We start from the raw sequence: 13,612 nt of genomic DNA, 5'->3' as shown, positions 1-13,612 counted from the left end.
CCACCCTTTATCAGGAATGGACGTTCAGATTCGATCTTAAGGTATACGCCTCCACCGAAAACCTGACGTTTTCTTTCGAATGAAAAATGATGGAGTCGTCCGATACCCGGGGAAAATAGCGGGCGGTCAATACGTGCTCCCCATCATTCAAGAAAAGCTCCAGTGAAGAGTGGTCCAGGAAGAGATGAAGCTTTTGGACTCGGCTCACATCCACCCTCCTTCTCTCCGTAGATCCGTCATCAAGGCGTCGCCGGGTTAATGTAACCCTGCCCTTCTGACAATCGTAGTGAATTTCAGCTTCATTCCTGAGGTGGATAGAGAAAGAGCCCACCTTCAGAACCTCGATGATGAGTTCCTTGCTCTCCACTCCCATCCCTTCAAAGTCCCACTTTTCACCGGCAAGGAGTTCTTTTGAGCGCACGCTGAACGCACCCGTCCTTAGCTTTTTCAATTCCTTGACCGGTCGTTGGAGTAAAACCCCGTCCTTCAATCCCAGTTCCCTCGGAATGGTCAACGCGTGGATCCAGTGATAATTCAGTGTGGGATGATAGGGCTCCTGAGAGTCTGTCATTCCCATCCATGCCACGAGGATACGCCTCCCCGCTTCGTCAGTCATCGTCTGTGGAGCATAGAAGTCAAAGCCCTTATCAAGCTCTGAAAAATCCCCATGTGAAAATCGGGATGAATCAACATCGAGGGCACCCGTCATATAGCCTGATTGAAAGAGATTCTGATACCGATCTTCCTCGGGTTCGATCCCTTGTGGTGATATCAATAAGACGTCGCCTTCATCAAACTCCAATAGATCAGGGCATTCCCACATATAGCCTCCCAGTGCGTCACGTCCAGCACCTGCGATAATCCCTTTATAATTCCAACGATAAAGGTCATCTGACGTATACAAGACGACGGCACCGGCACCTTCAGACGTTTGTGCTCCGATCACCATATGCCAGGTGGCTCCCCTTTTCCATACCTTCGGATCCCTGAAATGGGCGGTGAATCCTTCAGGCAAGGTGATGATCGGGCCCTTTTTCTCAAAATGCACCCCGTCTTCCGAGACGGCAAGGCATTGATACGTTTCCCTTTCACTGGCATCGTTCTTCACGTTTCCTGTATAGAATAGGAACAGATGATCATCCGAAACGACTGCTGACCCAGAGTAGCAGCCATTCCTCTCGTACCATTCACTCGGCACGAGGGCAATCGGTTCATGTCGCCATGTGGCAAGATCCTCTGAGGAATAATGGCCCCAGAATTTCGCTCCGTGACTTTCTTCAAGGGGATTCCACTGATAGAAGAAGTGATAGCGCCCCTTGAAGAAAGACAATCCATTCGGGTCATTCAGAAGTCCGATGGGCGGCAGGAGATGATAGTTCAATCGGTATGGATCAGCTTCTGCCTTCTGTTGAAGGGACTGTATTCTTTCTTCTACAGCTGTGAGCAGTCTTTTTTCATTTTTATTCATATGCAAAGCTCCTTGCTGTCATTATTTCTCCACGTCGTTTTTCAGTTTATCCGAATAGCCGAACATCCACGTAAGCGCAAATGCAACTCCGATCGCAATGACATTCACCAAGATATATAAGAGGATCTGACCGTTCAAGTATAGAAGCGTACCCGGGATGACCGTGATGGCCATGCCTGTTCCCTTCAAGCCGACAATGGATGCGATGAATCCTCCTACTCCTCCACCAACAAGACCCATGATGAACGGCTTCCCATATCTCAGGTTCACCCCGAAGATGGCGGGTTCAGTGATTCCAAGGAAGGCGGAAAATGATGACGGGAGGGCAAGTGCTTTAAGCTTCTTGGATTTTGTCTTAAGTCCAACAGCAAGTGCTGCTCCACCCTGTGCAGCGACGGAACAGGTGATGATGGCATTGTATGGATTGCTTCCAAGGTTTGCAAGCAGCTGGATCTCGAGCATATTGAAGATGTGGTGGACCCCTGTGACGACGATAAGCTGATTGAGGGCACCAATGATCAATCCGCTGATTCCAAATGGCCATTCAAGGACCGCAATCGTACCATCAAGGATGACGTTTTCCAGGCTGTGGAAGATTGGCCCAATGACGAAAAGGGCAAGGGTAATCATGACCAGTAGTGTCAGGAATGGCGTAATGATCAAATCCAATGCCTCCGGGACCCGTTTCCGGATTTGCTTTTCAAGTTTGGCACCAAGGATCCCCGCGATGAATGCCGGGAGGACCGAGCCCTGATAGCCTACGACCGGGATGAATCCGAAGAATTCGATGGGATGTACATCCCCGCCTGCTACTCCCCATGCGTTCGGCAGCGATGGGCTCACGAGCATGAGGCCGAGTACCAGCCCAACGATTGGCGAACCTCCAAATACGCGGAAAGTGGACCACGCCACGAGAGCCGGCAGGAAGATGAAGGCCGTATCAGTCAAGATTTCAGTGAACAAGATGAAGTTTTGAGAGATATCATCCGGAGTCATACCGAATAAGGCAAGGATCTGTTCCTGAAGAACCAGACCTCGTAATCCCATGAACAGTCCAGTCGCCACAAGGGCCGGGATGATCGGAACGAAGACGTCCCCGAATGTCCTGATCGCCCGCTGGAAGGCACTTCCGCTTTTCGCGACTTCAGAGGACTGCTCAGACTTGGTGGATCCCTTCAATCCAAGGTTCATGACTTCTTCATAGATCCTGTTCACCGTACCCGTACCGAAGATCACCTGGTACTGCCCTGAATTGAAAAAGGCCCCTTTCACTTTATCCGTTGCTTCCACCGCTGCCTGGTCAATTGCCTCCTTGTCTTTCACCATGATGCGAAGCCGTGTGGCACAGTGGGCTACAGAGAGGATGTTTTCATCCCCGCCGACCGCTTTGACGATTTCTTCTGCAATCTTTCGATTCTCCGACATAGTCATTCTCCCCTCCATGTTCATTTGTGGAATCGATTACACAACATTGAAAATAAAAACACTTAATCTATGAGACCAAATGTGGAATCGATTACACAAAATCATAAAAATGATGTAATCGATTCCACATCAGCAGAATGAAACCGATTACTTAATTCGGATTATACACTATCACCTTGGAGAAGTCGAACATTTATCAGTCTTTTTTCAGGAGAACTTCCACCTCTTTTGATGGCTTCCAGGATCAATCCTGCTGCCACCCTACCGGACTCCTTATTTTGATAGTCCATAGTGGTGAGGGAAGGCGTAATGTATCGGGAGAGCTCCGAAGCACCGATTCCCGCAAAGGCAATGTCCTCAGGAATCCTTAATCCTATTGACTTTACGTAATTCATGGCGCCGATGGCCAGGCGATCCGTCACGGCAAATACTGCTGTCGGGCGTACAGCAGCCCCCATCATCCGCTCCATGGCCACTGCTCCAGATTCCACATCGAAGATCCCCTTCTCGATCCAACTTTCCTCTATAGGAAAATTCTTTTCCTGCATCGCCTGAAGGTATCCCTTTTTCCTCAATACACCGACAGCCGGGTCTTCTTCTGAAACCCCGATGAATCCGATGCGTTCATGACCGTGATCGATGAGGTGTTTCACCATGTCCTTTGCTGCCTGGTATTCGTCAAAGATCACATTCGGCGTATCGTCTACCTCTTGCCCCACTACGACCACCGGTATATCCAGTCGTTGGATTTCAGCCTTCAGCCCGGCTCCATTTGTGGTAGCTGAGAGGATGATTCCATCCACATCGCGGCTCTTTAAGAGCCTGAGATGTTCAATTTCCTTATCCGCATTCAAGCCCGAGTTGGCAAGCAGGATCTGATATCCCTCTTTAGCCAGGACCTCATCCAGCCCACGGACAAGCCGGCTTGATGTTTCTGTGCTGATTTTCGGCAGGATAACACCGATGACTTTCGTTTGTTTCGTTCTGAGGGACTTTGCATTTTCACTCGGAACATAACCCGTCTCTTCAATCACCTTCAGAATCCTCTTCCTTGCCTCTTCTCCTACATAACCTGAATTATTTAAAAAGCGTGAGACCGTGGCACTCGAGACCTCAGCCATCTTCGCTACTTCTTTGATCGTTGGCACTGTGCATTCCTCCTTACAAAAGCCCGGACCCTTCCATTTTACCCGAAACCCGCGTTGATGAACATCTTACAGAAAAAGAAAAAAACCTCCCAACGGGAGGCTCAAACAGCAGAAGATTTGAATCTGTTCACGATAGAGGCGATGGGACCGGCCTTCCTGACCGGGAGGGGGTGTACGCTTGACTCCTCACCCGGTTCTTCGAGCTTGGGAGAATACACGTGTTCTCCCGTCATGACGGTGCGGATCGCTCCGATCAATTCATCTCCCGTGCTGTCTTTGATCAAGTAGCCATGTGCACCGGACTCCATCACCATCCGCTCGTTCCCTGGATCGGCAAACGTGGATAGAATGATCATCTTGATGCCTTTGGACGCTACATCTTTTATGAAGTCCTGTGCATATAGCCAGCTGATGTCGGCAATGAAAATGTCAGGTGGGTCTTTCTCCAGGATGCTCCCTGCTGATTCGAGGGAGTCTGCCTGCCCGATCACCACTGCATCTTCTTCCAGTTCCAAAAGGGAGCAGATGGTTCTCAAGTATGATTCATCCACTTCTGCCACAACTATAGAAATCATGCGTGTCTCTCCTCTTCAACCTGCGATTATAATTCCGGTTTGGCTTGCGGAGTGATACGGGCAGGCTTTTGGACCTTCGCTGCCTTGAAGGTGACAAAGTTCTTCTGTTCTTCGTCCCACAGTTTGAATTTGATGGAGCTGAGACTTGTCATCAGGGAAATCGTCGGTACATTTTGTAATGGCTTGGTGTTATTATGGGCCTCTTCGAGTTTGTAGTTCGGAACCCTTGGGCTCAAATGATGGACATGGTGATACCCGATATTCCCCGTCAAGAATTGAATGGCCTTTGGAAGCTTGTAGAACGAGCTTCCTTCCACTGCCGCAAGCACATATTCCCACTCTTTATCTTCCTCGAAATAGGAATCTTCAAACGTGTGCTGCACATAGAACAACCAGATTCCGAAAGCGCCCGAGATCATGAAGATAGATCCTTGCACAAGCAGGAATGGAAGCCATCCTAGCGTCACGCAGAATAATGTGACCAGGACTACCAATACAAGGTTGACGAAGTAAGTATTATTTCTTTCTTTTTTCCTGGCGTTCTTACGATTGAAGCGATTTTTCAACAAGAATACATAGATTGGACCAAGGATGAACATCACGAACGGATTACGGTAAAAACGGTACGCAAGGCGTGTTTTCAGAGTAGCTGCACGGTATTCTTCCACCGTCATCGTCCAGATATCACCGGTACCCCTTTTATCAAGGTTCCCGCTTGTTGCATGGTGGACAGCATGGTCATGGCCCCATTGATCGAAAGGGAAAAGGGTCATGATGCCCATGGCCGTACCGACTGCTCGATTGACTTTGCGGCTTTTGAAGAATGAGAAATGCGTGCAGTCATGAAAGATGATGAAGATCCTTGTCAAAAATCCAGCTGCCAGGATGATGGGGACCAGAGCCAGCCAGTAAGATACAGATAAACTCTCATAGGCGAGGAACCATAAAAGGAAGAACGGCCCCAACGTATTAATCAGCTGCCACACACTTTCCTTTGTTGTGGATTTCTCATAAGGAGCTACTTCTTTTTTCAGCGTTTTTATATTGGTCATGTGAGTACAATCCCCTTTTCTCTTTGTCTTACCCATAGTATAGGGGAGAGAGTGTCATGGTGTTAGTAGTAGGTGTCATATGAAGGATATGACACTTGTCATATTTCCAAGCGGGGCGGGAATGAGAATGCTTTCATATCAGGGGTTTGAGGAGAATAATTAAAATCAAGAAAATCTAAAAAAAGTCATATTCCTGCGTTAAAAACATAAATACCCACTCCATCTGTGTAAATGGAGTGGGTTTTATTCATGAGCATACAAGTACTTCCCTGACGAATCGACCTTTCTTCACTTCGCAACGGTCTTCTATGGAGAGACCGGCATCCCGGATGGCATCATCGACATCCTCAAGGGTCACAATTACGGCCTTGTCTGATATTCGTTTGGCACTCTGAAGGAGCTCGAGCTTTTCTTCATCTGTAATGACCGAGCAGAGATTATAGGGCAGATCGATGATGGCCGCATCATAATGGTCGGTTATGTCATTGATATCTATGAGGCTGACCTCCCCTTCCAGACCGAAGTGGGCGATGTTCTCCTTCACTCCGTCCAAAATCAATGGATTTCGGTCACTTCCTTTGATATCCATCCCCATGGACAGTGCTTCCACCAAAACGGTGCCAATTCCGCAGCACGGATCGATTAGGGTGACACCTTCTGGATCTGGTGCGGCGATATTGGCTACGGCACGGGCCACACGTGTATTCAATGAAGTCGAGTAGCTGTGGGGCTTGGACTGGTGCTTCAGCCATATGGCTTCATTACGGGCATATTCCCCTAAGACCCACCCCCTATCCGTTTCCAAAATGCCGTATAAGATTGACGGATGGACCAGCTCCGCTTCCCCCTTGAGCTGGAGGCCGACTTCCTTTTCGATTCTGCGCACTTCCTTGAATCCTGTTTTCTCCCGGTCGGGATTTTGCACATATATGACCTTGAAACCATCTACAGCGGCCAATTGATGGACGTTCCCAAGGAACTCCTCAAAGCTGGCTCCTTCCGTCATGACGGTGAGACGTTCTTTTATAAATGGACTCCTGCTCGGATCGATCAAGCGTGTGCTTTCCTGGATCAATGAGCTCGGACTTTCGCCGAACAACGCCCTTCTTTCCAATGCGCACAGCGATACTTCGTTCGGTTCCCAGGAGTAGGTATATAGATTTTTTTTGATGATAATCAACTCCGTATGAAAATAGCGTACTCCCCCTATTGTATCACAGCTATTTTGTATAGTCGGCATGCTTGCCGGTGCCCATTTTGAAAATAGATGTAAAATAGACTTTACAAAATGTAAAGTTAACCATACAATATGGGTATAAACTCAAGAAAAGGAAAGTGATGGGATGCTAACAAACCGTGTAAAAGAATTGCGGGCAAGGCATGGAATGACGCAGGGCCTTCTTGCTGAGTCCGTCGATGTAACGAGACAGACCATCGTCGCCCTCGAAAAGGGGAGTTATATCCCCTCCCTGCTTCTCGCGATGAAAATCGCGAAAGCGTTCGGACTGCCCGTTGAAGACATATTCTATCTGGAGGAGGAAGAAAGATGAAGTGGATGAAATTGTTTTGGATGTATGTCGTAGTATTTGGTTTATTTGGCTGGGCAATGGTGGAATTTTTTGATATGACCACCCAAATTGCTGCGTTCAACAAAAACCCCGACGGAGACGTCATGTTTGAAGGAAATGCTTTTCCTTTTCTATTGATCTTGATCGTGTGTAGCATCCTTTCCTTCTTGTCCTACCGCTCTAAAAAAAGAAGGAAGCTTTCCCTCATGGTCCCGGATGAATTCCAGGAAAATGATGAACGGGAAAAGCAGATCACTGCGGAAGCCTGCAAGACCGCCTATATGAGCATGATGATCGCTGCTCCGGTCATCGCCGCCCTTCTCGTCTTTTATCCGCTCGTTGCCGATAAGCTCCCCTACTATCCGGTGATTCTCTTCATGCTGCTACCCTTCGTTCAGGTGACGGCGTATCTGATTCATTGGAAGAAGGCATTTTAATAAGAGTTAGGACAAAACAAACGAACACGATTATGGTAGGTTCGTCATACCGCTCATGATTTCCTTGCAATACTTCGATTTCCGCGGGTAGCCCCCAGTAGTCTATGTCTTGCGCTCCCTGCGCGAAACTAATAAATCGTCATGTTCTTGACACCAATTAATAACCCGAACTTTTTTGCCTGATAGCAGGTAGATTGATTCGGGTTTTACTATGATTAATACACATATGCCCCAGCCTTTTCATGGTATAATTTTAATGAATTCCCAATAAGAGGAGAAGTGAAGTCATCATGAATGAACAAGTATGCACCACATGCGGCGTGCAATACCAATCGGCTATCGAACCGTCATCTTGTCTGATCTGTAAGGAGGAACGACAATATGTGAATCCAAACGGTCAATCATGGACCACCCTTGAGCAGCTTACTGCATCAGGAAAATACAAGAATGAGATTGTTCAAGAGGAAGAGGGGCTTTACAGCATCACCACCACTCCTTCGTTCGGCATCGGTCAAACCGCTTATCTCATCCAGGAAGCAGGCTTCAATGTTCTATGGGATTGCATCACCTACCTTGATGCAGAGACCATTGCGTCCATCCGTGAGTTAGGAGGCATCCAGGCGATTGCCCTGTCCCATCCGCATTATTACTCCACCCAGGTGGAATGGGCAGAAGCCTTCGATGCGCCGATCTATATTCACGAAGATGACCGGGAATGGGTGACACGGCCGAGTGAGCGCATCATCTACTGGAGCGGGGAAGCGCTGGAACTACATGAAGAAATCACCATCCATCGCATCGGCGGGCATTTCAAAGGAGGGAGCATCCTACACTGGAGAAGCGGTGCAGATAAGCTCGGTGTGCTCCTCACAGGGGATGTCATCCAGGTGGTAGCTGATCGGAACTGGGTCAGCTTCATGTACAGCTATCCGAATCTCATCCCGCTCCCTGCCGTTAAAGTAAGGGAGATGGCGAATCAGGTGGAACCGCTCCCATTCGAGAGACTCTATAACGCATTTCACCGGATCATCGTGCGTGGAGCGAATGCAAAGGTTCAGGCCTCAGCAAAACGCTATATCGCCGCACTGGAAGGCACACTCTTCCATACATAACACAAAAGCATCCCATGATATGGGATGCTTTTGTTTCATCCTGTACAGATCATGATGAGATGGCCGTCAGGATCCTTCACGGTAAAAAAAGAGAAATCATCGAAGCTCGTGATGGGCTGGACGACTTCGATTCCGATCCCCTCCACGTATCCATGGGCTTCATGAATATCGTCCGCATGAAAATTGAAGATCGGGAAACGGGCGGGCACGATGTCCTTTTGCTCCCCTTCAGGGCCTGCGTCCAGTGTAAGACTCGTATAATCGGCAACCGGGATCGTATGGACCGGTCTGATGACATCGTCCAGGTCGACTTCCTGACCTAGAAGATCAGCATACCAGTGGGCAGAGGCTTTCAGGTTACTTACATGGATAAAGATGGTATGGATCCTGTTTTGAATGGGCGTTTTCATGATTCACTCTCCTTTTTGTCTTCATTTAGTAAGACGGATGAAACGATGAAAACCTGACAGACTTTTTTCTTTTTTTTAAAGGTTTTTCCTGCAGACGGCTTCCATACAACCTTATCCCCAAAATCATCATAAGGAAAACTTATTCTATCACCATTTTTTGCCTATCAACCTATCACGGGAAACGGTATCATGAAGGAAACGAGAGGACTGATTCCATGAAAAAACATGATCTCCACACCTACTGTATCAATACGGACTTCCACGGATCCATCCTTGTCACAAATGGGTCCCAGGTGGAATTCAAGGAGGCATACGGCCTGGCAAATCGGGTGCACAACATACCCAATTCCACTCAGACCCGCTTCGGGATGGCTTCGGGCTGCAAGCTCTTCACTGCAATTGCCATCCTGCAGCTGATTGAGAAAGGCTGTTTCTCCTTAGACTCACGGATACGGGATGTACTTCCTCTGAAGCACTCTCACTTTCACGAAAGCATCACGGTTCACCAGTTGTTGACCCATACTTCCGGCATACCGGATTATTTTGATGAAGAAAAGATGGATGACTTCGAGGACTTATGGAGAGACCAGCCCTCATATCGGATGGAATCACCGGCTGACTTCCTCCCTTTATTTGAACAGGAGACTATGAAATCCACACCCGGTGAGCGCTTTTCCTACAATAATTCCGGCTATGTGCTTTTGGGTTTGATCATCGAGGCACACGCAGGAATCACATTTTCTGAATATGTGGAGACCCATATTTTCGAAGCGGCAGGGATGGAAAAGTCGGGTTACTTCAGGATGGACCAGCTGCCGGATGGAACAGCCACAGGCTACATCGGCCTAGGGGATGGGCTGTATAAAAGCAACATCTACTCCCTTCCCGTGAAAGGAGGACCGGACGGAGGCGCCTATACGACAACAGAGGATGTCCATACCCTGCTCGATTCCCTCTTTAAGCACCGTCTCCTGACGAAAGAAAGCACCGATCTCCTCCTGACTCCCCATGTAGAATCCAGTACGGGAACCTTTTATGGATACGGGATATGGATGATCCAGGATGAAGGAGCGGCGCGGGTTTATTCGTTGATGGGCCTTGATCCGGGTGTGAGCTTCAGGTCCATTATTTTCCCTGAAGACGAGCGGATGATCACCGTACTTTCGAATAGTGATGATCAGGCATTCTCCATGATGACCTTCATCCGGTCCAATGTTCTTTAGTACAGATGATAAAAGTAGGCTGCGTTCAATTCTACATCGAGATCTTCTGCAGCCTGCTTCATCAAATCCCATGAGAAGCAGTAGAATGTCCAGGATATGATGAGGCCGTCCTCGATCTCGATGTGGTGAAGATTACTGAGATACTTCTTCCCGTCCTCCTTCTCCTCCAGTTCCACAATCACCGGTTCACCCCAAAGCAGACGGTACTCCCCGATGATGGTTTGTTGCCCCTGGCAAATCTGCGTCTAGATCGTATTCTTTTCGCCCCCAATTCTTTAAATCTACTTTATTCACAGTTGCCTGCGCTTCCTGTATTTCCTATAATATGGTTATGTTACAAAATCTTCAATACTATGAAATCTGAGGTGATTCTTTGGCTTTATACGTAATGGCATTAGCAGCCATCGTTGCAACTACAGGAATCGGGATCGTGATCCGGAAGGCCATGAGGGAGATGGCGGCAACCCCTGATCAACGGCAGCAGATCCAGTCGAGGATGTTCATCGGGGTGGCGATAGCAGAAGCGCTTCCTTTGATCCTGATCGTCCTTGGTTTCATCATGCTTGAGTCATTTACAGGATCTGTCGTCGTTCCAGTGGCTATCATCATCGCGGTGACCGCCATCAACTTTGTGGTGCTATTGCGGACATTTTTGGACCTGGTGAAAGATCCCCATGCGGAGAAGCAGACAAAAGCGATGGTACAATCCACATTTTTCATTGGGTACGCCCTCATGACGGCGGTCCCCATCATCGCTGTTGTGGCAAGTCTCATTGCAGCAGGTTGATCCCACATAAAAAAGGAGGCTCATCAGCCTCCTTTTTTATAGTTGATTTATTTTTCGCGTTTCCTCCACTTATCAGAAAGGTCCTGAATATGGGAAGGTCCGGTCCGACAGCAGCCACCAATGATTTTGGCACCTGCTTCGAACCAGGCATCGGACTGGTCAATGAAACTTCCGCATGTTTCCTGGCCATGCCAGGTTTTGGTCTCAGCATCATAGGTTTCACCTGAATTCGGATAGACGATGATCGGTTGATCTGTATGCTGGTGAAGGATTTTGACAGCTTCCGTCGCTTCCGGGATCGGTGCACAGTTCACACCGATTGCAGCAATCTGCTCTATATCCTTGAAGGCAAGTGCGCAATCGGCAACCCTCGTCCCATCACTGATCCGGGATCCATCCCTCAACGAGAAGGATAACCAGGCATAAACACCGGGATTCTCATTCAATAAGGATACCAACACTTCCGCTTCTTCAAATGAAGGGATGGTTTCAAAAGCCAGAACGTCGGCTCCGGCTTCTACAAGGGCCTGAATCCGGGGACGATGGAAGGCTGCAAGCTCTTCCTTTGAAATGCCGTAATCCCCGCGATACTCGGACCCATCTGCCAGATACGCACCGTACGGACCGACAGAGGCCGCTACGAAAGGCTTATGACGACCGTTGTCCCGACTGCCTTCTTCATCCCAGAATGAATCCCTTGCTTCTTTTGCCAGGAATACGGTTTGCTTGATCAGACCAATGGCCTCCTCCTCGCCTATCCCTCGTTTACCGAAGCCCTCCACTGTTGCCTGGTAGCTTGCTGTGATGGCACAATCGGCTCCGGCTCGGAAGTAGTCCGTGTGGACGGCCGAGATTGCCCCCGGGTTCTCAATGAGGGTCCGGGCAGACCAAAGGGGATGATCGAGATCGCATCCATGGGACTCCAGTTCAGTGGCGAGCGCCCCGTCCAGGATGACCGTGGCGTGACTCCTCAAGATGGCTTCAATGGGATTGTGTTTCACTTGTGTTGACATACTCGACACTCCTCTTCTTTTTCACATAGTTTGTCACATAGTACGCTGCATAACAGAAGCCGACGAACGGGATCGTGCAGTAAAGTGCCACCCTCTGACCTTCATCGAATGCAATACCGATGACGGATGCAAGGCAGAGAAAGAACGATGCAATCGGGACAAATGGATACAACGGCGTCTTATATGCCAGGTCCTTCACGCTGTTACCTTCTTTGATGAAGCGTCTCCTGAAGAAGAACTGCGATGCACTTATGCTCATCCAGACAAATACGACAGCCAGTCCGGAAATCGACACCAATAAGATATATACTGTATCGGGTGCGTAAATGCTTGATAAGAGTGCAAGCCCGCCTCCCAACATGCTGGTGATGGTGGCTACGAGGGGGACACCCGATTTGGTCAATTTACCGAAGAAAGACGGTATGGTCTTTTTGTCTGCAAGTGACCAAAGCATCCTGGAAGAAGCGTACAAGCCTGAATTGGCTGCGGAGAGGATGGCGGTGATGATCACCACATTCATAAGGTCTGCCGCATATGGTATCCCGATCCTGCCGAGTACGGCGACGAATGGACTTTCCAATACGCTTGCCGCTTCACTTGGGAGGAGGGCAGAAAGCACCACGATCGTCCCTACATAGAAGATGACGAGTCTGATAAGGGTTGTACGGATCGCCTTTGGAATCGTTTTGGTAGGCTCCTTCGTTTCACCCGCTGCTACCCCGATCAGTTCGGTGCCGGAGAAGGCAAAATTGACGGCAAGCATTGTCATGATAATGGCAAATGCCCCATTCGGGAATAACCCCGCATCGGTGATATTCGTGAAGAATGGTGCCGGGGATGAATCGGCAAGGGGCACGAAGCCGACGATGGCAGCCCCTCCTGCAATGATGAAAAAGACAATGGCGACTACCTTGACAAGGGAGAACCAGAATTCAGATTCTGCAAAAAATCGGACCGTGAACGCATTCATACCGAAGATGATGGCTGCAAATAACCCACTCCAGATCCATACGCTCACTGATGGGAACCACCGCTGCATCATCAGACCGGCAGCCGTGAATTCAGATCCAAGGGCAACCGTCCAAGTCAGCCAGTACAACCAGCCGACGGCATAACCGGTACCCGGCCCGATGTACTTTGCCGCGTAGCTGTGGAAAGATCCCGTCTCGGGCATATGTACCGAAAGCTCCCCGAGGCACATCATGACAAGATACACGACGATGGCTCCGATCAAATAAGAAAGGATCGTACCGAATGGACCTGCCTGATGGATGGTATACCCCGAGCTGAGAAAAAGCCCCGTTCCGATCACGCCCCCAAGGGAGAGCATGATCAAATGCCTTGTTTTCATTTTCCTCTTAAAGTCTTTTGCTTCAATTTTCATGTTGGCATCC

15 protein-coding genes are annotated in these 13,612 nt (G+C 48.9%); 5 read left to right on the top strand and 10 right to left on the bottom strand.

The features are described 5' to 3' along the window. Positions 1 to 10: 10 nt before the first annotated feature. From K6T23_RS06595 to K6T23_RS06570, 6 genes are all read right to left on the bottom strand, one after another. Complete coding sequence (locus K6T23_RS06595; protein WP_238283987.1) at positions 11 to 1,468, bottom strand: sucrose-6-phosphate hydrolase; 1,458 nt, start codon at positions 1,466 to 1,468, stop codon at positions 11 to 13. Between the two features lie 21 nt (positions 1,469 to 1,489). Beyond that, positions 1,490 to 2,893, bottom strand: a complete 1,404-nt coding sequence (locus K6T23_RS06590; RefSeq protein ID WP_238283986.1) for a sucrose-specific PTS transporter subunit IIBC — start codon at positions 2,891 to 2,893, stop codon at positions 1,490 to 1,492. A gap of 161 nt (positions 2,894 to 3,054) precedes the next feature. Beyond that, positions 3,055 to 4,041 (bottom strand): LacI family DNA-binding transcriptional regulator, encoded by a 987-nt coding sequence (locus K6T23_RS06585; RefSeq protein WP_238283985.1) that lies wholly within the window; start codon positions 4,039 to 4,041, stop codon positions 3,055 to 3,057. 101 nt (positions 4,042 to 4,142) lie between these two features. Then, positions 4,143 to 4,616 carry a response regulator gene (locus tag K6T23_RS06580; RefSeq protein ID WP_238283984.1) on the bottom strand — a complete coding sequence of 158 codons (474 nt, stop codon included), beginning with the start codon at positions 4,614 to 4,616 and terminating at the stop codon, positions 4,143 to 4,145. Between the two features lie 26 nt (positions 4,617 to 4,642). Beyond that, a complete protein-coding gene (gene desA, locus K6T23_RS06575) occupies positions 4,643 to 5,668 on the bottom strand; it encodes a Delta(5) desaturase DesA (RefSeq protein WP_056534393.1) in 1,026 nt (341 codons plus the stop codon). Between the two features lie 247 nt (positions 5,669 to 5,915). Continuing rightward, a complete protein-coding gene (locus K6T23_RS06570) occupies positions 5,916 to 6,848 on the bottom strand; it encodes a TRM11 family SAM-dependent methyltransferase (protein ID WP_238283983.1) in 933 nt (310 codons plus the stop codon). 163 nt (positions 6,849 to 7,011) lie between these two features. Between K6T23_RS06570 and K6T23_RS06565 the strand changes: the two genes are divergently transcribed. The 3 genes from K6T23_RS06565 to K6T23_RS06555 all read left to right on the top strand — a co-directional run bounded on the left by K6T23_RS06565 (position 7,012) and on the right by K6T23_RS06555 (position 8,785). After that, the gene (locus K6T23_RS06565; RefSeq protein WP_056534391.1) at positions 7,012 to 7,218 is read left to right on the top strand and encodes a helix-turn-helix transcriptional regulator; all 207 of its coding nucleotides are present in this window, start codon (positions 7,012 to 7,014) and stop codon (positions 7,216 to 7,218) included. Beyond that, positions 7,215 to 7,673 (top strand): hypothetical protein, encoded by a 459-nt coding sequence (locus K6T23_RS06560; protein ID WP_238283982.1) that lies wholly within the window; start codon positions 7,215 to 7,217, stop codon positions 7,671 to 7,673. The genes K6T23_RS06565 and K6T23_RS06560 overlap by 4 nt, the downstream gene beginning before the upstream one ends. Before the next feature lie 290 nt (positions 7,674 to 7,963). Continuing rightward, positions 7,964 to 8,785: an MBL fold metallo-hydrolase gene (locus K6T23_RS06555; protein ID WP_238283981.1), complete on the top strand. Its 822-nt coding sequence runs from the start codon at positions 7,964 to 7,966 to the stop codon at positions 8,783 to 8,785. A gap of 35 nt (positions 8,786 to 8,820) precedes the next feature. On the opposite strand, the gene K6T23_RS06550 is transcribed toward K6T23_RS06555, so the two are convergent. Further along, positions 8,821 to 9,195: a VOC family protein gene (locus tag K6T23_RS06550; protein ID WP_238283980.1), complete on the bottom strand. Its 375-nt coding sequence runs from the start codon at positions 9,193 to 9,195 to the stop codon at positions 8,821 to 8,823. Between the two features lie 215 nt (positions 9,196 to 9,410). Here K6T23_RS06550 and K6T23_RS06545 point away from each other — a divergent pair, with 215 nt between their 5' ends. After that, positions 9,411 to 10,418, top strand: a complete 1,008-nt coding sequence (locus K6T23_RS06545; protein WP_238283979.1) for a serine hydrolase domain-containing protein — start codon at positions 9,411 to 9,413, stop codon at positions 10,416 to 10,418. Here the strand turns inward: K6T23_RS06545 and K6T23_RS06540 are convergent. Next, positions 10,415 to 10,600 (bottom strand): hypothetical protein, encoded by a 186-nt coding sequence (locus tag K6T23_RS06540; protein WP_238283978.1) that lies wholly within the window; start codon positions 10,598 to 10,600, stop codon positions 10,415 to 10,417. The genes K6T23_RS06545 and K6T23_RS06540 overlap by 4 nt on opposite strands. Before the next feature lie 206 nt (positions 10,601 to 10,806). On the opposite strand from K6T23_RS06540, the gene K6T23_RS06535 reads away from it, so the two are divergent. After that, entirely contained in the window at positions 10,807 to 11,205 is a 399-nt protein-coding gene (locus K6T23_RS06535; RefSeq protein WP_056534383.1) for an ATP synthase subunit c family protein, read from the top strand. Between the two features lie 47 nt (positions 11,206 to 11,252). On the opposite strand, the gene mmuM is transcribed toward K6T23_RS06535, so the two are convergent. Both mmuM and mmuP read right to left on the bottom strand, forming a co-directional pair. Next, entirely contained in the window at positions 11,253 to 12,218 is a 966-nt protein-coding gene (gene mmuM, locus K6T23_RS06530; RefSeq protein WP_238283977.1) for a homocysteine S-methyltransferase, read from the bottom strand. Then, a complete protein-coding gene (gene mmuP, locus K6T23_RS06525; protein WP_238283976.1) occupies positions 12,187 to 13,602 on the bottom strand; it encodes an S-methylmethionine permease in 1,416 nt (471 codons plus the stop codon). Before mmuP ends, mmuM begins: the two co-directional genes overlap by 32 nt. Between the last annotated feature and the right edge of the window lie 10 nt (positions 13,603 to 13,612).

Source organism: Rossellomorea marisflavi (assembly GCF_022170785.1).
Taxonomy (GTDB): Bacteria; Bacillota; Bacilli; order Bacillales; family Bacillaceae_B; genus Rossellomorea; species Rossellomorea marisflavi_B.
Note: the sequence above shows the minus strand (reverse complement) of the source record. Positions and strands in the feature narration are given on the sequence as shown.